A 20141-nucleotide genomic window follows, 5' to 3' on the forward strand; every position below is an offset into this window, starting at 1 on the left:
CCCCTCCGGAAAGCTGGCGATGACACGATGACTACTGCATCAGTCAACCACAGAACTACAGGGGATTCGGCTTAGCGGACTGCCAAGGTCTCCGGTCGGGCCAGCCGGCGCAGCTTGGGGATCGGTATCTTAAAATTCCATGCCGCCGCGGTCCCCGCTTCGGGCCACTGGAACAGTGCCGAGTCGTCGTCGATGCTTCCCGCGACGACGTCTGGACGCGTATCCGAAGGAGCCGGACCCATCAGACGCAATGTCACGTCGAATTGCTCGGTCCAGAAATAAGTGGGGGTGTGGACCTTCTTCGCTGAACCATGAAGAAGCGTCGTGGCCGCGGCTTTTGCTTGGGCAATTGCCGTTGTCCACAGGGGTGTTCGGATGTAGCCTGTGTCCGTGTTCTGCCACGTTGCATCTCCTGCGGCGACGATTCCTGGCGCAACGGATCCGTTCTCATCCGTGACCAGTCGTCCTTGTCGCAGGAGGCCGGAACTCTCGAGCCATTCGGTACTGGGTTTGTCACCGATGGCAGTGATGACCAAATCAGTCTCACGACCATTGCCCGATTCCAGAACTAGCCCCAACGGGTCGGAATCCCTATTTGGTGTCAGTACCTCGGACGCCCGGTCGTCGAGAAGATCTATTCCTCGGGCGATGGCTCTGGACGCAATATGGTTGGCCAAAAAAGGACCGATGTGGGACCTCATCGGAGTTCCACGGTGGATCAGCGTTACCTGCGCCCCGAAAGAGCGCGCGACCGAGGCAATCTCCATGCCAAGAGGTCCGCCGCCGATTATGGTCAGTCTCGGTTTGCTGAGCAATCGGTCGCGAAGTCGGGAGGCTTCCTCGAAGGTCCGGAGGTTGAGCTCTCGAGAGCTCTTGCTGAATCGCTGGGGGCGTGCACCGGTGGCTATGACGAGCCCGTCGAAGGGCAGTCGTGTACCGTCCTCTAGGGTCACTTCTCGGTTCTGTGGATCCATGGCCTTTGCGCACATGCCCAGCATTTCGGTTCCGCCGTGTTCCGCATTGGGAAGCGCAAGATGGTTGATGGTGGCATTCCTCGTCGGGCTGAGCGCCGATTTGGACAATCCGGGCCTTGTGTATGGAGCCGTGGATTCTTCGCCTACAATCGTGATCTGTCCTGTGTACCCCTCGTGCCTGAGGGTGTCCGCCGCGGTGATTCCTGCGATGCCGTATCCGATGATTAGAACGTTCTTCATTCGTCCAACCATCAGGACAACCTGAGCGCGGCGACGGGACACACGCGAACGGCAGCTTTCGCCTGGGCAAGCTCTTCCGCCCCGATGTTCTCGACGTCGATGACGAGTTCACCCTCGTCGTCAAGATGCATGAGTTCCGGTGCTGCTTCCTCGCACAGTCCATGACCTTCGCAGCGCGGACGGTCCAAGTCGATGTGAGTGGTTTCTGCGGACATCTCTTCCTCCTGTGACGTGTCTTTTCATCATCGTGTGTTCCACCACAGCAGTCCAATGAATAGATAGCATTCTCAATATGCATGAAATGAATATCGAGGAGATCGACCCTCCGATCGCTGATGCTGTGAGCCATCTCGCCGGGGTGGATATGAACCTGTTGGTATTGCTCGATGCGTTGTTGGCTGAAGAATCAGTGACCAACGCTGCCCATCGCGTCGGTCTCTCCCAGCCGGCGATGAGCCATGCCTTGCGGAGGTTGAGGAGGCTCTTTCGGGACGAGATCCTGATCAGGGAAGGAGGGCGGTCTAGATTGACTCCTCGCGCCCAGGCGCTCAAGGGCCCATTGCGTGACATTTTGGGGCGGGCTGACCGTTTGTTCCGGCCAGGGGGTTTCGACCCACGCACCGATACGCGGCGGGTCACGGTGGCCATGAATCCCGCGACGGCGTCGATCTTCGGCGGGATTCTGGCACATTTGATCTCTGTCGAAGCTCCCGAGATGTCCTTGCGTCTCATGACGACCATGGACCTGGCCGATTCGCTATTTCTGCACTCCGATGTCGATCTCATGTTGCTCTCTGAGGCTTATCAAACGAATTACGAGCGGGAGCGGCTTTATGAGGACGAGTGGGTTGTGATCGCAGGTCGCAAGGAGCTCAACGCGCGGGAGTGGCTCCAATCCAAGCCGCATGTCTTATATGAATCTCGCCATCCTCAGCCTCCCTACGAGGCAATGAGGCGAGCTGGAATAAATCTCCGGATACACACACGGCTCACGGATAGTTCGCTCATCCCGTGGGTGGTCTCCGGCAACGATTGTGTAGGGATACACAGACGGAGCGTCATCGAATCCTTGAACGATCACATGCAGCTGTGGTCCGAGGAGTTCCCCTTCGATGTTCCCCCGCTAGCGACGGATGTCGTGTGGAGCCCATGGGCCACGGACGGAAAATTCAGGATCTGGTTGCGTGGTTTGGTAGAGAAAGCCGCAAAGGAAAAACTGTCGAATCTGGATATTCGCCGTATGAATAACGGTCATGTCTAATATTCATTGGCTGTATTCAGAGGGCTTTGGTTGACTGTGGATCAATAGCGTTGCTGCCGCACCACTCAGGAGAATGAATGCCTGCCTCGATACCCCATCAGACCGTGCCCACAGTCGCAGATCTCGACCTCTTTTCGGATGAGGTCTTGCAGGATTCCATGCCGACCTACGTTCGACTACGCGAGATGGCCCCTGTTGTTTACCTACCGGCCTGTGACCTGTGGGTCATTACCCGGTACGAAGAGGTGCGTGAGGCCCTGGGTAACACCGATGTTTTCTCGTCCACTGGCGTTGCGTTCAACGACACAATGAATGAGGCCTTGGCCGGAACAAGTCTGGCAACGGACCCGCCTGGTCACCAAAAGCTCCGCGATGCTTTGACAGAAAACCTGTCACCAAGAGCCGTGAGAAAAATGAAAGACGGGATCTTCGCCAAGGCAGATGCGCTCGTCGGCGAGGTCGCTTCACGCGGTGAGATCGACGGAATGGAAGAACTAGCTAAGGTTTTTCCGGTCTCTATAGTCATGGACCTCATCGGGGTGCAAGGTGAGGTCAGGGAGCGCCTGCTTTCCTGGGGCGAAGCTGCATTCAACATGCAGGGTCCGCTCAATGATCGGGCACTGGACTCTTTCCCCGTAGCTCAAGAACTCTTCGACTGGACCCACGAGCAGATCGTGGCCGAAGACCTTATGGAGGGAAGCATCGGCCGAGGAGTCTTCGAGGCCGCTGAGCGCGGGCAGATTCCCTATGAAAGCTGCGGCATGATCATCCACCAGTACATCGCCGCGGGCATGGACACCACGATCACCTCCATCGGAAACGCCATTGTGCTTCTCGGGCGATATCCCGAGCAGTTCCAGCGGCTCCGGGACAAACCCGAGTTGGCGTCGTCGGCGTTCAACGAGGTGCAGCGTTTCTTGGCACCGATTCCGGTGCTGGGCCGACGCGCCCTGAGCGACGTTGATGTCGGCGGCACCACGATACCTGCCGGTTCTCAAACGGCTCTCCTCGTCGCTGCCTCCAACCGGGACCCTCGGCATTACGAAAATCCGGAAGAGTTCCTGATCGAGCGAAATCCGGTGGACCATCTTTCCTTCGGATACGGCACTCACACATGCGCGGGGCAGGGACTCGCACGCCTCGAGGCCCATGGAATCCTTGCGGCATTGGCTGGGAGGATCGAGAGTTATGCGGTCGGTCAGACTATGCCGAGGATCAACAACATCACACGGCCTTACCGGTACATCTCCATGCAGGAGATCGTCCCGACCGAGGGGCGTCTCCGGTAGTCGTGAGGCTTCAGCCCCCGCCTCTCATCCACCGACCCGTTGCGGACTCATCGCACGCGGCGACGTCGGCCGGCGGGCCCGCGACGAGTATCTGACCACCGCGCTCACCCGCACCGGGGCCAAGATCAATGACCCAGTCGGCGCCCGCAACAACCCGTAGGTCATGTTCCGCCACGATGACTGTGTTCCCTTGATCAACGAGGCGGTTGAGCTCGGCAACCAGAAGGTCGACGTCCGCAGGGTGAAGCCCGGTCGTCGGCTCGTCCAGAAGATAAACGGTATGACCGCGCGGGGCTCTCTGGAGCTCGGTCGCGAGTTTGATTCTCTGGGCCTCACCACCGGAAAGTTCCGTGGCCGGTTGGCCAAGGGTCAGGTAGCCAAGTCCGATGGCGTCGAGCGCCCGCAGGGATCGGCAAATGTGCTCTTCGTCGGCGAAGAAGTCCAGGGCATCTCGCACCGAAAGGCTCAGGACCTCAGAGATATTTTTGCCGTTCCAGGAGACTTCGAGAGTTTCCTGGTTGTATCGGGCCCCGTGGCAATCGGGGCAGGGCGAGTAACTGCCCGGCAGGAAAACGAGTTCGACCTCGATCTGCCCTTCGCCCTGGCACGTGGGGCATCGACCTTCGGTCACGTTGAAGGAGAATCTTCCGACTCCCCATCCTCGCGCTTGTGCGTCCTGGGTTGAGGCGAAGAGCTTGCGAACCCTGTCGAAAAGACCGGTATAGGTTGCCAAGCATGACCGGGGGCTGCGACCGATGGGTTTCTGCGTGATCTGTACCAGGCGATCCACGGCGTCCGTTCCGGATACTTTTCCGACGGTGAGGTTCTTGCCGGCCTCCTCGTCCTGTTCAAGGACGCTCGAGCGAACGCTTTCGCGGAGAATCGGCGCGAGAACTTCACCCAGGAGAGTAGATTTGCCGGCGCCGGACACCCCAGTCAGGGCCACAAAGGTGCCCAGCGGGAAGGAGACGGACACGCCCCGCACATTCCGCGCTGTCACGCCGTCCATGCTCAGGTGGCTCGTGGCTGTCCGGACCGCATCCGCGGTTCTGGGCTCGGGCAATGGCTGATACAGATAGGGTGCCGTCTTGGACTCCTTGACCTGAGCGAGGTCGGCCACGGGACCCGAGTGCAAGATGTGCCCTCCATCGACGCCGGCTGCAGGGCCGACGTCGACGGCCCAATCCGCGCGTTCGACCAGGCGCATATCGTGTTCGACCAGAAGCACCGAATTGCCGTCCTCGATGAACCGTTCGAAGAGATCCAGAAGCACGCCTTTCTCGCTGGGGTGCAGGCCCGCGGATGGTTCGTCCAGGACGTAGGCGACGCCGAACAACCCCGACCTCAGCTGGGCCGAAAGACGAAGCCGTTGCATTTCACCGGTGGACAGTGTGCGGGCGGGACGATCAAGACTGAGATGCCCCAACCCCAAGCCGACCATCGTCTCGAGAACGGGTACTACATTCGGAAGGAGCAGACGCTCCGCCTCCGTCTCGGGGGTTTCCTCAAGTTCGGAGACTCTCTGCCAACGATCTTGGAACAGCTCCAAAATCTCTTCCGCCGAGCGAGAGTTGAGCTCGTAGATCTTCTGTTCGAGGTACTCCACGCGCAGGGCATCGGGATTGAGCCTGTGGCCGTGGCAGGTCGGGCACTCGAAGGTGTCCAGGTATTTCAGGGCACGAGCGCGCGTCTTCTCCGATTTGGCCTGATCCACGGTCTGAAGGAGATAGCGATTCACCGACCGCCAACGGCCCTGGTATGTGCGTTGCGTCTGATCCACGCCGCGTTCCGGATGGACCTCGACCACCGGCTGATCTTCCGTGAACAAGATCCAGTCCCGGGTCTCTTGGGGGATTTCCCGCCACGGCAGATCCATGTCCACGATGTCGAGAGTGAACAAGATGTCGTGGAAGTTCTTGCCGAGCCACGCCCCGGGCCATGCCTGTATCGCGCCGTCGTTGATCGAAAGCTGCGGGTCCGGGACCATCGAGCGTTCGGTGGGTTCGTGAAGCACGCCTGCACCATGGCACTGCGGGCACATGCCCTCGGGCGTATTGGGGCTGAACGCCTCGGCCAGCAGTCTTCCGCCGTGCAGTGCGGAACCTCGCCGAAGCGATTCGGCGGGGTGGTTTCCGGCGCGCGAGTAGAGAAGACGAATCCCATTGGACAGGGTTGTGATGGTGCCGACGGTCGACCGAGCACCGCCTGCGCTGTTCCTCTGTTCGAGGGCCACCGTGGGCGGCAGGCCCGTCAGGGATTCGACGCGAGGATCCATGGTGCTGCCGATCAGTCGCCGAGCGAAAGGGGCAATGGACTCCAGGTAGCGCCGCTGTGACTCACCGTGAATCGTCCCGAACGCGAGGGATGACTTTCCGGATCCTGACACCCCGGTGAACGCAACCAGCGCACCCCGCGGGAATTCTGTACTGACGTGTTGGAGATTGTGCAGGTGGGCGTCGTGGACAGCGACGCCGGCGGGTCGGCGCTGGTCAGGGCGAGTTTCAGTGACGGGCATGTACTCGAGGCTAGCAAGGGGCACCCGAAGCTGGGTCTCAGGGCACCTCACCTGCGCACGATCGATCCTGTCGTGAATTGCTACAGCATCACCACGCGTCAGGCAGGCCCAGGACGTTACCGGTATTCGAGGAGTTGATCCACGTCTGTCAGCTGCTCTTGCGATGCGTCAACACGAACCCCGCGCTGCGCCCTAGCGGGCGGTCTGGTCGGTTTTCCGTTTGTGGACGCCCTTCGGCAGATCCATGGTCCGGGCGAACGCTGCCGTCCAAACCGCCCCGACAATAGTCAGCACGCCTGTAGTGACAAGGGCCAACGGGAGGGTGGCGACGCTCAGAAGGAGCGCCACAATCGCCGGTCCGCCCAGCTTGCCCGAGTTGTTGAAAATCGCCCAGATTCCGAGGAACTTTGCGCGACCGACCTTGGGGCTCAGGTCGGCACCGATCGTCATGTTCACGCCGGCGCCCAGTCCGTTGCCGACGGCCATAACGGCGACGGCCAAGATGGTCCACGCAAGAGTGGGCTGAACCGCCATGACGAGGAATCCTGCCCCGAATATTGCGAGGCAAAGGATGAGAACCACCGATCGGCCCAAACGGTCCTTGATGTAGCCACCGGGGAACATCAGAATCAGCTCGAGCGCCGCGCCCAAAGCCACCAGCAAGGAAATGCCTGATTCGTGCAGATCAATGTGCACACCCCAAAGCTGAATCATCGTGGGTTGGGCAGCTCGAGCGATAGCCAGAATCGTGATCGCCACGCCGGCTAGCATCACGGCCTTCCACCGGACCTTGAGCTTCTGAGTCGCAGGCTCGTTCGAATCCGCGACCGCGGCGGTCGGCGTCGTCTGAGTGGAGGCTCCCATGGAGTCGAAGCCACGGTTCAGCGCAGGAATACAGAGCACAATGACGGCCAGCACGGCACACGCCGCACTGAAAATATAGACGGACCACAAGGGAAACCACAGGAGAAGCAGTGCGCTGATCATCGGGCCCACCAGATTACCGACCCTTTGCGTTCCGCCGAGTGCGGTCATGGCGCGGCCCATGTGCATCGCGGGCATTCGGTCGGCGACGACGGCCTGCCGAGCCAATCCCCAAATATCCTGGACCGGCGCCAGAAGCATGAGCAGCACAACGTACATGACAAGGGCAAAAGGCGTGGGCAGAGAACCAGCCAGGGACAGAACGAGCAATGCCGTGATCACCACGGCCGCACTGGTCCCCAAGATCATGGCTCTGCGGTCTCCGACCTTGTCGATCAGAATCCCGACCGGGACGGTCAAGAGGAGGCTGGCGGCCCCCATCAAAGAGACGACCGCACTGGCCAAAGCTCCACTGGCCCCCAAACTCAATGCGGAGAGAATGAGGACCGGGACCGTGGAGCCGACTCCGATAGCAAAGAGCAGAGACGGCACGATAACCGGCCAGAAAATAGGGCGGAGCATACGATCCACCCTACGCGGGGGTTCTCAGGATGTCGTGGAAGCGGGACATGACGGGGAACGACGCCGTCCGCTCGGGCGTGCGCGAGCGAGTTCGTCAGTGTTACCGAACACAATGTCGGAATTCACATCCGGGATTCTTTCGAAACAGAAATAAAAGTCGCGCGTACCCAGTTGTTCTCCAGAGTTGCCAAGTCTGGGCGACTGTGCAATCTGCTCAGAAAGGAGGGATCATGTCGGCAAGTCGGCTGTTCACTTTAAATCGGAATTCGTCCAATACAGGACTCGTCACGCTCTTGCTAGCGGTCGGAACCTTCGCCTTCGGAGCCGGAGAGTTCGCCTCAATGAGCCTCTTGCCCTCGATCTCCTCCGATATGGGGGTCGATGAGGGTTCGGCCGGCCACATCATTACCGCATACGCACTCGGCGTTGTACTTGGTGCCCCGGTGATTTCCGCGGTTGGCGCCAAATGGCCCAGGAAGCCCCTACTTCTTGGACTGCTCCTGCTTCTGACGGTGGGAAATCTGTTCGTCGCGGCTGCGCCGTCCATGGAATGGCTCGTGGTCGGCAGGTTCGCATCCGGTATTCCGCACGGAGCGTTCATCGGCCTGGCCATGGTCACGGCGGCCGGCATCAACCTTCCGACCAAGCAGGCCCGCGCGGTAAGCATTGTCCAGATGGGCATCACCGTCGCAACCATCGTCGGCGTCCCTCTGTTCACGCTGGTGGGACAGGTCGGCGGATGGCGACTGAGCTTCGTGCTGATGAGCGTGATCTCCGCGATCGCCCTCGTCATGCTGTGGAATACCGTACCCAACCACGCGGGGAACAAGGCCACGAGCTCACGAGTCGAGCTGACCGCGCTCACCAACCCCAAGGTGTTGCTGACCCTGGTCACCGGTGCGATCGGTTTCGGCGGAATCTTCGCCGTGTACTCGTACTTCAGTTCGGCATTCGAGGGGTCCCACGCCGGGCCGGGCTGGGCGATGTCCTTGATCCTGATGCTCTACGGCGTCGGATCCACGGTCGGCAGTTACGTTGCCGGGTACATCAACTCCAAGATCCTGTTGCCGGCCGCTATGGGTTTTCAGGTTCTTCTGGGCTTCTCTGCCGTTCTCTACGCCGTGGGTGTGGGTAACGCGTGGGTCACCGGCATCGCGATGGTCCTGATCGGGGCCAGCGGCGGAATGGTCGTCCCGCTCCAGACTCGCCTGATGATGGCAGCGGGCGATGCCCAGACCATGGCTGCGGCTATGAACAACGTGGCATTCAACCTGGCCAACGCGCTCGGTCCGTTCCTTGCGGGCTCGGCCATGAAAGCCGGCGGCAGCTGGTCCTCCACGGGTTGGATCGCTGCGGCCCTCGCGCTCGGCGGGCTCGTCCTGCTCGGTGCCAATGTGCTCTCCGACCGTCGCACCCCGGTCACCCGCTACGCCGTGCGTTTCGAACCCACGACCATGACCATTCCGATCACCGGGGTCGTGCCGGTCGCTAAGTGACGTTCGGTTACTGAGCTCTCGACGCCGCAGCCCGAGCCCGAGTAGCTTCAACGTGATCAATCCACGCAGCTTATGAAAGAGGGCACTTCACCATGATCTTCACAGGTCTCATCGTCGGCGCCTTACTCGGCATAGTCATGCAACGCGGACGCTTCTGCGTAACCGGTATGCTCCGTGACATTTTCCTGCAGCGCTCGTGGCGAACGTTCACGGCGCTCATGATCGTGATCGCGGTGCACGCGGTAGGCATCGCCATGCTGACCTCCACAGGCGTGATCTCTCCCGAGTATTCCGGTTTCGCTCCGGTTGCCGTGGTGGTCGGGAGTCTTCTGTTCGGTCTGGGGATCATCCTGGCCGGGGGTTGCGCGTCCGGGACGTGGTACCGCTCGGCCGAAGGACTGGTCGGCTCGTGGATCGCGCTCGCGATGTATGCCCTGTCTTCTGCGGCCATGAAGAAGGGCGCACTCGGCGGATTTGCGGTGTGGATGAAACAGTGGGATACCGGACTGACCACCATCCCCGAGGCCTTCGGCATCTCTCCATGGGTTTTCGTGATCTTGGTTTCCGCGGTGACAGCGGTTATGGTGCGCCATTTCCTGCGCAAGGAACGGCGCATCCCCAAGCCCGCAACCCTGGGAAACCGCCCGGCCTGGAAGCGTCCTCTCCACTTCTACACGGCGGGCGCCCTGGTCGGTCTGATCGGGGTCATTGCGTGGCCGCTGTCCGCGGCTGCGGGCCGCAATGATGGCTTAGGGATTACCACGCCCTCTTCCAACCTGGTCAAGTTCATGGTTACAGGCAATGAGTCCAATATTGACTGGGGCGTCATGCTGGTGCTCGGGCTGTTCGTCGGCGCGTTCATCGCGGCCAAAGCGGGCGGAGAATTCCGAATCCGCGTGCCCGACGCACGCACGGCTACCCGCGCGGTCGCGGGCGGACTGATGATGGGTGTTGGTGCCTCTCTTGCGGGCGGGTGCACCGTGGGCAACGGCATGGTCCAGACCAGCCTGTTCAGCTTCCAAGGGTGGGTATCCCTGGTCTTTATCGCGCTCGGCGTGGGTCTGGGTGCCAAGTTGTGGCTCCGCCCGACGACGTCGCGCCCCACCTCGGGCGGCGGAACCTATACGACCAGCGAAAGCCTCGACAATACTCTGGCGGTGGCCTCGGACGGGCGGACGCTCGAACCCGCACCCGTGGGGTCCGGATCGGTGACATCGGGTGTCGAGGAAGCGACGACCTCCGCTTCGGTGAAGACCACCCCAGCGGCCCCGTCCTCAGGCGGCCAAGGGTTTGGCGGATTCCCCGCTGCTCTCGGCGCAGTAGGGCTCAAGGAAAAAACCGGAGCTTCCTCCACATTGCGGGAGCTCGGGGAGGGCTATTACGCCCTGGACTCTCTCGGCGCGGTGTGCCCGTTCCCGCTGATCGACGCCAAGGACGTCATGGCCACTCTGGACCCAGGGGACCACCTGGTCATCGATTTCGATTGCACCCAAGCCACCGAGGCGATTCCGCATTGGGCGGCCGAGGACGGCCACGAAATCACGGACTTCCGGGAGCAGGGGGAGGCCAGCTGGCAAATCACCCTTCGGAAGGCCTGATCCCTGTGTGCTGAGGTTTCCCGTCAGCGGTCGTTCCCGCCCCGGATCCTGCGCGAATTGCTGAGTGAAGCCATCTTGAAGAACGGCATGCGGCGCAAGATCCGTTGTTAGGGGGGGACCTCGACCCGACGTTCAAAAACCACGTTGCCTGCCTGGCCTCCTCGACGTGAACACACAACAAACCCAAACGGCCTTATCTCGCTTGGGACGATGCCATCCGTCTGATCAGCGGAATCATCGTCGCCGCGGTGGTCGGTGGTGGGTGACCCAGGGAGAGACCAAAGGCTTCGTCCTGGTCGACGGATCCAGGCCGGCCGACCTCGGTGGCTGAACACGCCGCATTGACCCGAATGCACCGAGCCCACAATCGCTTCCACGCGGCCGCGAAAACGGTTCCGCGCGAACCGCGTAAGGACAAATCGCCGTGCCCTGTGGACTAGATCCCACTGATGACCGAGGCCATGGGACCGCGTTGCGCTCGCGGTCCTGCAGACCCAAGGAGGCGCCACCAGCGACGGGGCGGGGAAGCGCATCGATTAACTACGCGAAGTGGCTCCAGGTCATGGGGACAGGGGCCCGGCCCGTTGCAGAGGAAACGGGCGGATGTGAAGACGAAGAGCCGCCTCTCCACCGTGCACCGACCGATCTCGAAGACTTTGCCCCGTCGGCCGGCTAGTCCCAGGGCGAACAGAGCATGAAAGAGGGCCGGCGGCAGAACCATGTTCCCCGCCGGCCCTCAGTGTGGTTCTAGCTTGTGGGTTCAGACCTCAGGACTCAGCCCAACCAGTCGACGATGACATAAGGTTCGAGCTCTGAGGTGTTGAGGATATGGGAATCCTTCAGATCAAAGCGACCGTCCTTGGCGTCAACCGTGAAGTGCTCGGTCTGGTCGCCAATCACAATGTCGACGCTGTACGTTCCGTCAGGGGCCGGAGCCTCACCTATGCCGTGGGGGCTGGGGACCTTGAGGTAGTAGACCGTCGGATCGGTCACGGACTTGACCAAAACGGCCTGGTCGAGAGATGCGGGGGCGCCATGCTGCGTTTCCTCGGCCTGCGGCGTGGAAACGGAGTCCGAGGCGGAGGGCGTTTCCGCTTGGGCCGGACCCATCGCAAGGACTCCCGCGCCGAGAGCTAATGCAACACCAGCGGCGGTCATTGAAGCCTTGCGGGTGATTACCTGAGTGCGGGTCATGGTGATTTCTCCTTTTTCGATGGCGTCCAAAAACCTTGCGGGTTATCAAGACGTTTTCACGCTATCGCAGGTTTTTCGGGCGTACACGAGACCGTTACCAGGGCAGAAAAGCGGTAACGAATTGATAACCCACGTCCCACAAGGGCAGGGAGGCGGTATTGCAGACCGGAGGCCGATGGCACGCGTCCGGGCGTAATGGGATCGTTACCGAACCCCGAGGGAATTCACAGCCTGACCTGAGGCGGCAAGTGGGCGCATCGCCCTGTCGCCCGGAGTGCCGGAAGCACACCTTTGTCCGTTGCAAAGACGCCGTAAGGCCCTGGCCCAGGGTTTGCACCCGATGCGCTTTTGACCCCCGGTGAAGGTCCGGGAGGCGCATACGCCAGGGACGGATTCTTTATTCGTCAGCGTGTTTCCGAAGCCGATATCACGTGAGCCGGAGCCTACGGCGTGGAAACGTGTGAGTCTTCCGCACGGAGAGGTGAAAGTGCGGTGAATACATAAGTTCTCATAGTTTCCTTGGCGGAAATCATCACTGGATAGCGTGATCGGGTTCGTCACCCCAGAAATCACACATCAGTGAGGTACAACCCGTGCATCATGAACCGCATCCGGAAGCCAAAACTCTCAGCCGGAGGAGTCTCCTTCACCTCAGCGGCGTCTCCGCCACCGCCATCGCTTTGGGAATCAATATTCCCCGTGCCGAAGCCTCCGCAACAACCGGTACCGCAATCAACGAACCCTTTGGTTTGGGCGTGGCCAGTGGGGCACCGCGGACGGACGGGGTGGTTCTCTGGACCCGTTTGACCCCACAACCGCTCGCCGAGGACGGACATGGTGGAATGCCCCAGCGTCCTATCGCCGTGAACTGGCAGGTCGCCAGAGACGCGAACTTCGTCGGAATCGAGAAGGAAGGCGACGCCCTGGCCCAGCCGGATCTGGCGCACTCCGTCCACCCTCGGGTCGAAGGACTGCGGGCCGGGACGGAATATTTCTACCGGTTCCGCGTGGGTGATCAGCTCAGCCGTGTTGGTCGTTTCCGAACCCTGCCCGCCGCTGACGCGTCTGTCTCCGCATTCTCCTTCGGGTTCGTATCCTGCCAGGCCTGGTATCACGGGCATTACACCGCGCATAAGCATCTCGCGGAGGAAAAGAACCTTGACCTGGTCCTCTTCCTTGGCGATTACATCTACGAATACGGCATCACGGAAGACAACCTGTGGCGGCAAGGAGCCGAGGTCGGGCCGGCGCATGGTGTTGAATGCAGGACCTTGGAGCAGTACCGGCTGCGGTACTCGCTGTTCAAAACCGACCAGCACCTTCAGGACGTCCACGCCCGAGTGGCAACGGCCGCGATCTGGGACGACCACGAGGTCCAGAACAATTACACCGGAAAGTTTCCAGCGGCCACGACCCCGGATCCCACTTTCCGTGATCGGATCGCCGCAGCGTACCGAGCTTTCTACGAGAACATGCCCCTCGACATAGAGGCCATGCCCCAAGGGGACACCAGCGACATCACGACATCGATCGACGTCGGCAACCTGATCCGCTTCTCGTTGTTGGACAGCCGCCAATTCCGCGACCCGGCGCCCAAGGACGAGGCAGACCGTACTGACCCGAACCGTACGATCCTGGGGAGCGACCAGGAAGCTTGGGTCGCCCATCAGCTCAAGACCAGTCCAGCGACCTGGAACATCCTGGCCAACGGCGTGGTGCTGACGCCGATCACGGACGACCGCGTGGACATGTGGGACGGTTATCCGGCCGCGCGCAATCGGATGCTCGATGCCATGAGCCGCGCCTCCAACCCGGTTATGTTGGCGGGCGATATTCACAAGCACGCGGCCGCGGAGCTCAAGGCAGACTTCAATGATCCGACAAGTCGCACGACCGGCGTCGAGCTCGTGTGTACATCGGTCTCTTCGGACGGCGATGGTGCGAAGACCGACAAGAACACCTCGGACTGGATTCAGCACCCATACGTCAAGCACTACGACGGCCGCCGGGGTTACGTGCACGTGACGGTCACACCCAACAACATGGTGTCGAACTTCTATTCGGTCGACTGGATCGAGAAGGACGATCAAGCCCCCAAGCAGCTCTCCGCCCGTTTCTACACCCGAGCCGGGCAGATGGGACTGACGCCGATGTAGCCAGAACCCCACGCGGAGGCGTGGTGCAATAAAGTATGCAATTTCGTCAGCTCGAATACTTCGTCACTCTGGCCCGCGAGGGTCACTTCGCTCGTGCGGCGAAAGCTTGTTTCGTCTCCCAACCCGCACTGTCCGAGTCGATTCACAAACTGGAGAAAGAACTGGGAGTTCCGCTGGTCAAGCGGCGACAGAACTACCAAGGCCTGACTCCGGAGGGGGACCGCGTGCTGGTGTGGGCCCAACGCATCCTCAAAGACCATTCCTCCATGGGTGAGGAGGTCGAGGCCATGCGCTCAGGGCTGTCGGGGACGCTGAAGATCGGCGTCATCCCGGCAGCCTCGAGCACCATCTCGCTTCTGGTGGACCCCTTCCGGTCCAAGCACCCGAGAGTCAAGATCAACCTCGAATCGAGCCTGCGTTCCTCGGAGATCATCCAGCGGATAGGGGCTTTTGGACTGGATGCGGGCGTGATCTACCTCGACGACCACGACGACGCAGACCTGTCGGTGCTCCCGCTCTATACCGAAAGGCACGTCCTGGTGGCTCACGAAGACCTCCTGGGGCACGTGAGAGACGAGGAGTTCGGCTGGGACGACGTCGTCGACTATCCGCTGTGCTTGATCAACAGGGGTATGCGAGGTCGGCAGCTCGTGGACGAGGCCCTGAGCTCACGCGGCCTCGTCGCGGACCCCGGCGTTGAGACAGACTCTCTGGCGTCACTGTTTGCGCTGGTGCGCACAGGCCGATGGGCCGGCGTGGTCGCACAACAGTGGCTCGTCGGATTCGATCTTCCCCCGGAGATCCGCGTGATACCGCTCGAAGACCTTGTACACCCACGGGTGGGACTCGTGGCCCACGGTGTGACCCCGGGCTCGGTTCTGGTCGAGGCGCTCTTCGCCCATACTCGACCCGATCGGATCGAGAAAAGACTGAGGCTGGGATCGGCGGGGTTCTTTCCGGGGCTGACGTGAACTAATAAGCGTTGCCTATGGGCTGGTCGACATAAAGTCTTGGACACCTTCTTGGAGGACGAGAAGACTCAAGGGTGAAGTCGATAACGAAGCGGCGAGCGCTTCGTCTTTCTAAGGAGAGCTCATGGCAACAGTGCTTTGCGTCCTGTACCCGGACCCCATCACCGGATATCCCCCGAAATACGCTAGGGACTCGATCCCTCAACTGCCCACTCAATACGACGGCGGGCAGAGCCTCCCCAGCCCCGAGTCCATCGATTTCAAGCCCGGCGAATTGTTGGGATGCGTATCCGGTGAGCTGGGTCTCCGCGAATACCTCGAGTCCCAGGGGCACAAACTGATCGTCACTTCCGATAAGGACGGAGAGGATTCGGAGTTCGAGAAATACCTCCCGGAAGCCGATGTCGTCATTTCTCAGCCCTTCTGGCCTGCGTATCTGTCGGCCGAGCGCATCGCCAAGGCCCCGAAGCTCAAGCTGGCGTTGACCGCGGGTATCGGTTCGGATCACACGGACCTCGATGCGGCGATGAAGGCTGGGATCACGGTTGCCGAGGTGACTTACTCGAACAGCATCTCCGTTGCCGAACACGCGGTCATGCAGATCCTGAACCTCGTCCGTAACTTCGTTCCTTCCCATGAGTGGGCCGTGAACGGCGGCTGGAACATCGCCGACTGTGTTTCGCGGGCCTACGACGTCGAGGGTTTTGATGTGGGCATCATTGCTGCGGGACGCATCGGCCGCGCTGTGGCCAGGAGGCTCAAGCCCTTTGGCGTGCACCTGCATTATTTCGATACTCATCGACTTCCGGAGGAGGTCGAGAATGAACTGGGCATGACCTTCCACGATTCGGTCGAGGATCTCGCTGAGAACGTGGACATCATCTCCGTGCATTCGCCGCTTGTGCCGGCGACGTACCACCTCTTTGACGAGAAGCTCATCAACTCGATGCGTCGCGGTTCCTACATCGTCAACACTGCGCGAGCAGAGATTATGGTGCGTGACGACGTTGTGAAGGCCCTTGAATCCGGTCAGCTGGCCGGTTATGCAGGGGATGTGTGGTACCCGCAGCCCCCGACCGTGGACCACCCCTGGCGGACCATGCCGAATAACGCGATGACGCCGCACGTATCCGGCACCACGCTTTCGGCGCAGGCCCGCTATGCAGCGGGAACCCGCGAGGTTCTGGAGGACTTCTTCGCGAGCCGTCCGTTGCGCGATGAGTACAAGATCGTCGATGACGGCAAACTCGCCGGGACCGGAGCAGCATCCTATTCCACGGATGGCAACTCCAGTCCCGGGAGCACCGGCAACTAGAACGGCGCCAGGATCGAGGGCCTAACCGATCGGGTTCTTCAGGCTCCCCGTGTAGATCAGGGAGCCTGAAGCGTCCTGGAGGTCCACCATCTCCAGGGTGTTGCGGAGTTGGAGCCGGTTGAGGCAAGAGTGCCGGAACTCGGGGACCTCCAGGTCCAGGTACCGCCGCCGCGGCAGCCCTCGAGCCCGGTAGGCATCGACGTTGTCTCGCACCAGCGCCCAGAACTCCGCCTGGTCGATCGTGCCTTCCTGATGCAGTATCCCGGCGATGTGCCGGAGGACCCCCACGAACACGTCGGTGAAGATGAGCTGCGCCGCCTCGGCGTCGTCGATCACGTGACGCATGCGCGATATCTCCTCGGGCAGCGCACGCTCGCCGATGATGGCCGCTTCCTCGCCGATGTCCTTCATGAATGCCCCGACGACACGGCCCCCCTTCATCCGCAGGATCAGATTCTCGCCGTGCGGCATGAAGGCCAGTTCGTGACCTTCCAAGCAGTGCAGGACCGGGGTCAGATAAGCGGTCAGGTACTCTCCGAGCCATGTTTTCGCGTCGGTTCCCGATGCCTTGATCAGCTCGCCGATGACCGACCGTCCATGGGCATCCCGATGAAGCAGCGATGCCATCGTGAGGATGCGTTCACCCTCGTCCAACTTGGGGAGGGGGCTCTCTCGCCACAGTGCAGCGAGCATCTTCTGCTGATCCGATTTGGTCCTGGTCGCATGATAAGCGTCCCCGGTGTAGCCGATCGAGGCGTGTTCACGGAGGACATCGAAGTTGACCTCTCGCAAGAGCTCATCGCCGCGCACCAGGTCGGCGACCCAATCGTTGATCGCGGGAGTCGCGCGCATGTATGCGGGAGAGAGCCCGCGCAGGAACCCCATGTTTTGGATCGAGAGCGCCGTTTTGATGTAGGACTTCGAAGGAGAGCTCCGGTTGAATGCCGTCCGAATAGACTGCTGCGGCTGGTACTCGTCCGAGGCCTCACCGAGGACCACCAGGCGACGGGAGGCGATATCCGGTGCGAAGCTGATCGAGATGCGGTGTTGGAACTGCCACGGGTGGACCGGGATCCACACGTATTCCGCCGGGTCGAGCCCCAACTGGGTGAGTCTGGATGTGAAGGACCGTCGAGTTTTGAGGGACAGCTCCGAGGCCCAGTGTTGATCCTCGGTGCTCGACCTTGAAACCTCGAGGACGGCGTCTTCCCTGTGCGCGGCAACCCACACGTAGCGGAACCGTGAGCCCGCCTCGGGTGCGTAGCGTCGGAACTCTTCCAACCCGAACCCGATTCGACCGTTGGTCGCCACGAAGCACGGGTGGCCTTCTGTCATCGCGGCCTCGGTCTGCTGGAAGTCACCGGCGACCTCGATATCCGATCTGCCGTGTGCGAGCTGGCCGGCAGTGGGCCCGCCGCGGAAATTCTTGAACGCGGCGCTGGCCAGGGTGGAGGCGAGCTCTTCGAGGTAGGTCCCCAAGAGCTTTCCCGGGATGCCCAGGCTCTGGTGCATCTCCGCCACGAACTCCTGCGCGTTGAGAGGCAGACCTTCCGGACTGCCCACCGCGTGGCGGGTGATCGAGGCTTCGTCGATGGACCAGTGGTTGAGGTACAGGACCTCGCCGCAGAAGCGGTACACGGAGCCGTCCGGAACGGCGAGTTCCCAAAGATCCTCTTCAAGACGTTCGGGGTGAATGAGGTGTTCGTGGCTGAACTCGGCGAGCGCCTTGGCGATCACATGACGCTGCGCCGGTTCCATGTACTCGGGGTGCAGATGGGGTGCGAGATCATCCGGGGCCGGGTGCCCGGCCTGTTCTGCTTCGACGATGCTCAGTGCTGCGGTCTTCCCGGGGAGATCGATTTCGCGGATGAACCGGAAACCGACTTCCCTGTTTTTCGCTTCGACCGCCCGGTTGCGTACGTCGGGCTCCACCACGAGGCGGCGGGCCCCCAACTCGTGGACGCAATGGTCGACGACGGCACGCATCACTCGACTTGTCAGGCCACTGCGGCGTTGAGCCGGATCCTGCGGAGGGGGAGCGACCAGCAGGTGCATTCCGACGTCTGACGGCTGGGCGTCGAAGACCTCCGCCAGGAGCACCCGCGCCGGATCATAGGTTTCGGCGTAGCCGATTGGTTGCCCATTATCGCAAATCATCCAGGCGTTCTGAGCGTCGTCGGCGGCGATGTCCGCGAGGTACTGGCGCGTCGTTTCTTCGGTGGCATCCTGCATCTGCCAGAAGTGCGATGCCGGATTCCTCAGCCACTCGGCGAGGACGGACGAATCGGTTGCGGGATCGACCGGGCGGACGGTCCAGGAAGTGGCGTCCGCGGCGTGTTCGTTCGAGGTTGTTTGGACAGTGGCGGTCACTTGATGTCCTCCTTCGCCTGTGAGGTGCCGAAGTCCTGAAACGCGATGTTCCGCTCGATCGGGTAGACCTCTCGGCCGGTGATCTGTTTGAGAATGGTGGCATTGCGCCAGGCGCCCATGCCCAGGTCGGGTGCGGTCAACCCGTGCGTGTGCTCTTCGGCGTTCTGAACGAAAATGCGGCCGCCTAAGGTGTCGACATGGAATTCAAGGTCGACGTCGAACCGGCCCGCCTGGTCCCGCTTGATGAGACCTTCCACGGGCCTCAGGAAGACGGGGTCGCGAGGGGAATATCCGGTTGCGAGAACCAGCTGCTGGGCAGATCTTTCCGTCGTCTCTCCGGTTTCTTCGTGCCGCAGGGACAGGGAAATTTCGCCTTCTCCCGGGAGCCATTCGGAGCCGACGACGGCCGTGTTGGTCAGCAAAGTCGTCGGAACAGAGCGTTCGAAGGATTCCCTGTAGAGCGTTTCGTATACATCATCGATCGTGCTCATGCTGATGCCCTTGTATAGGCCGCGTTGCTCGCGGCCCAGGCGGTCCCGCATCTCTTCCGGAAGGCCGTGGAAGTGCCGTACGTATTCCGGAGACGTCAGCTCGAGCGTGAGTTTGGTGTCCTCCATCGGGAAGAACCGTGGCGACCGCGTGATCCAGTCGAGTCGATAACCGTGGTCCTTCTGCGAATTCAGCAGGTCCAGGTAGATCTCGGCTGCCGATTGCCCGCTGCCGATGATCGCGATGGATTCGGACCCCACGAGTTCCTCACGCTCGTTCAAGAAGCGAGAAGAATGCCGCACATTCCGCTCGAGGCCCTGGAGGGGCTGGGGGATTCGAGGCCCGGTTCCGATTCCTGTCACGACGTGCCGTGCGAGGTGTTTTTCGACCCCTTGGGACGAGAGCGAAGTGATGAGAAACAGATCCTGCTCCTCGAGGTACTCGACGGATTCCACGCGATGTTGCCAGCACAGACTGGTCAACTGTTCTGCGGCCCAGCGGCAGTAGGCGTCGTATTCCCGGCGAAGCGGATGGAAGTCCTCGCGAATGTAGAAAGGGTAGAGGCGTCCGGTTTGCTTGAGCCAGTTCAGAAATGAGAACCGGGAGGTCGGATCTGCCATCGAGACCATGTCCGCCAGGAACGGCACCTGGATCGTGGCGTCCTCGAGCATCATCCCGTGATGCCAAGCGAAGCCGTCGTTTTCATCGAAGAAGAGGGCGTCGACGTCGTCCAACGGATCGCTCAGGCACGCGAGTCCGAGATTGAACGGACCGATGCCGATGCCGACGAGGTCATAAACGTGGTCCGCGGATGCAGGCTGAGTCAT

At 61.2% G+C, this 20141-nt stretch carries 14 protein-coding genes; 7 read left to right on the top strand and 7 right to left on the bottom strand.

The window, feature by feature from the left end:
• Window positions 1–71: 71 nt before the first annotated feature.
• A complete protein-coding gene (locus tag EWV35_RS09045) occupies window positions 72–1214 on the bottom strand; it encodes an NAD(P)/FAD-dependent oxidoreductase (RefSeq protein ID WP_165168474.1) in 1143 nt (380 codons plus the stop codon).
• Between the two features lie 11 nt (window positions 1215–1225).
• A complete protein-coding gene (locus EWV35_RS09050; RefSeq protein WP_129660789.1) occupies window positions 1226–1429 on the bottom strand; it encodes a ferredoxin in 204 nt (67 codons plus the stop codon).
• Between the two features lie 77 nt (window positions 1430–1506).
• Here EWV35_RS09050 and EWV35_RS09055 point away from each other — a divergent pair, with 77 nt between their 5' ends.
• Both EWV35_RS09055 and EWV35_RS09060 read left to right on the top strand, forming a co-directional pair.
• Window positions 1507–2475 (top strand): LysR family transcriptional regulator, encoded by a 969-nt coding sequence (locus tag EWV35_RS09055; protein ID WP_129660792.1) that lies wholly within the window; start codon window positions 1507–1509, stop codon window positions 2473–2475.
• Window positions 2476–2552: 77 nt separating this feature from the next.
• Entirely contained in the window at window positions 2553–3764 is a 1212-nt protein-coding gene (locus EWV35_RS09060) for a cytochrome P450 (RefSeq protein WP_129660795.1), read from the top strand.
• Between the two features lie 10 nt (window positions 3765–3774).
• On the opposite strand, the gene EWV35_RS09065 is transcribed toward EWV35_RS09060, so the two are convergent.
• Together EWV35_RS09065 and EWV35_RS09070 are read right to left on the bottom strand one after the other, a co-directional pair.
• On the bottom strand, window positions 3775–6279 hold the full coding sequence (locus EWV35_RS09065) for an excinuclease ABC subunit UvrA (RefSeq protein ID WP_129660798.1): 2505 nt from the start codon (window positions 6277–6279) through the stop codon (window positions 3775–3777).
• Window positions 6280–6471: 192 nt separating this feature from the next.
• Window positions 6472–7725, bottom strand: coding sequence for an MFS transporter (locus EWV35_RS09070; protein ID WP_129660801.1), 1254 nt, complete (start codon window positions 7723–7725; stop codon window positions 6472–6474).
• Between the two features lie 230 nt (window positions 7726–7955).
• Between EWV35_RS09070 and EWV35_RS09075 the strand changes: the two genes are divergently transcribed.
• Together EWV35_RS09075 and EWV35_RS13635 are read left to right on the top strand one after the other, a co-directional pair.
• Entirely contained in the window at window positions 7956–9221 is a 1266-nt protein-coding gene (locus tag EWV35_RS09075; RefSeq protein WP_165168476.1) for an MFS transporter, read from the top strand.
• 92 nt (window positions 9222–9313) lie between these two features.
• Window positions 9314–10819 (top strand): YeeE/YedE thiosulfate transporter family protein, encoded by a 1506-nt coding sequence (locus tag EWV35_RS13635; protein ID WP_129660809.1) that lies wholly within the window; start codon window positions 9314–9316, stop codon window positions 10817–10819.
• Window positions 10820–11593: 774 nt separating this feature from the next.
• On the opposite strand, the gene EWV35_RS09085 is transcribed toward EWV35_RS13635, so the two are convergent.
• Window positions 11594–12013 (bottom strand): hypothetical protein, encoded by a 420-nt coding sequence (locus EWV35_RS09085; protein ID WP_129660812.1) that lies wholly within the window; start codon window positions 12011–12013, stop codon window positions 11594–11596.
• Window positions 12014–12606: 593 nt separating this feature from the next.
• On the opposite strand from EWV35_RS09085, the gene EWV35_RS09090 reads away from it, so the two are divergent.
• The 3 genes from EWV35_RS09090 (at window position 12607) to EWV35_RS09100 (ending at window position 16455) form a co-directional block, all read left to right on the top strand.
• Window positions 12607–14169, top strand: coding sequence for an alkaline phosphatase D family protein (locus EWV35_RS09090; RefSeq protein WP_129660815.1), 1563 nt, complete (start codon window positions 12607–12609; stop codon window positions 14167–14169).
• 35 nt (window positions 14170–14204) lie between these two features.
• Window positions 14205–15140 carry a LysR family transcriptional regulator gene (locus EWV35_RS09095; protein ID WP_129660818.1) on the top strand — a complete coding sequence of 312 codons (936 nt, stop codon included), beginning with the start codon at window positions 14205–14207 and terminating at the stop codon, window positions 15138–15140.
• A 124-nt stretch (window positions 15141–15264) separates the two neighbouring features.
• Window positions 15265–16455, top strand: a complete 1191-nt coding sequence (locus tag EWV35_RS09100) for an NAD-dependent formate dehydrogenase (protein WP_129660820.1) — start codon at window positions 15265–15267, stop codon at window positions 16453–16455.
• A 21-nt stretch (window positions 16456–16476) separates the two neighbouring features.
• On the opposite strand, the gene EWV35_RS09105 is transcribed toward EWV35_RS09100, so the two are convergent.
• Both EWV35_RS09105 and EWV35_RS09110 read right to left on the bottom strand, forming a co-directional pair.
• The gene (locus EWV35_RS09105) at window positions 16477–18825 is read right to left on the bottom strand and encodes a GNAT family N-acetyltransferase (RefSeq protein ID WP_238654335.1); all 2349 of its coding nucleotides are present in this window, start codon (window positions 18823–18825) and stop codon (window positions 16477–16479) included.
• Entirely contained in the window at window positions 18822–20141 is a 1320-nt protein-coding gene (locus tag EWV35_RS09110) for a lysine N(6)-hydroxylase/L-ornithine N(5)-oxygenase family protein (protein ID WP_129660823.1), read from the bottom strand. Before EWV35_RS09110 ends, EWV35_RS09105 begins: the two co-directional genes overlap by 4 nt.

Origin of the sequence: Rothia uropygialis (assembly GCF_004137765.1) — a bacterium.
In the GTDB taxonomy this organism is placed as follows: domain Bacteria; phylum Actinomycetota; class Actinomycetes; order Actinomycetales; family Micrococcaceae; genus Rothia.

What these genes read in the sequence shown, in the direction of transcription:
- EWV35_RS09045 (WP_165168474.1), bottom strand. Translation starts at nt 1,214, where the DNA reads ATGAAGAACGTTCTAATCATCGGATACGGCATCGCAGGAATCACCGCG.
- EWV35_RS09050 (WP_129660789.1), bottom strand. Translation starts at nt 1,429, where the DNA reads ATGTCCGCAGAAACCACTCACATCGACTTGGACCGTCCGCGCTGCGAA.
- EWV35_RS09055 (WP_129660792.1), top strand. Translation starts at nt 1,507, where the DNA reads ATGCATGAAATGAATATCGAGGAGATCGACCCTCCGATCGCTGATGCT.
- EWV35_RS09060 (WP_129660795.1), top strand. Translation starts at nt 2,553, where the DNA reads ATGCCTGCCTCGATACCCCATCAGACCGTGCCCACAGTCGCAGATCTC.
- EWV35_RS09065 (WP_129660798.1), bottom strand. Translation starts at nt 6,279, where the DNA reads ATGCCCGTCACTGAAACTCGCCCTGACCAGCGCCGACCCGCCGGCGTC.
- EWV35_RS09070 (WP_129660801.1), bottom strand. Translation starts at nt 7,725, where the DNA reads ATGCTCCGCCCTATTTTCTGGCCGGTTATCGTGCCGTCTCTGCTCTTT.
- EWV35_RS09075 (WP_165168476.1), top strand. Translation starts at nt 7,956, where the DNA reads ATGTCGGCAAGTCGGCTGTTCACTTTAAATCGGAATTCGTCCAATACA.
- EWV35_RS13635 (WP_129660809.1), top strand. Translation starts at nt 9,314, where the DNA reads ATGATCTTCACAGGTCTCATCGTCGGCGCCTTACTCGGCATAGTCATG.
- EWV35_RS09085 (WP_129660812.1), bottom strand. Translation starts at nt 12,013, where the DNA reads ATGACCCGCACTCAGGTAATCACCCGCAAGGCTTCAATGACCGCCGCT.
- EWV35_RS09095 (WP_129660818.1), top strand. Translation starts at nt 14,205, where the DNA reads ATGCAATTTCGTCAGCTCGAATACTTCGTCACTCTGGCCCGCGAGGGT.
- EWV35_RS09100 (WP_129660820.1), top strand. Translation starts at nt 15,265, where the DNA reads ATGGCAACAGTGCTTTGCGTCCTGTACCCGGACCCCATCACCGGATAT.
- EWV35_RS09110 (WP_129660823.1), bottom strand. Translation starts at nt 20,141, where the DNA reads ATGACTCAGCCTGCATCCGCGGACCACGTTTATGACCTCGTCGGCATC.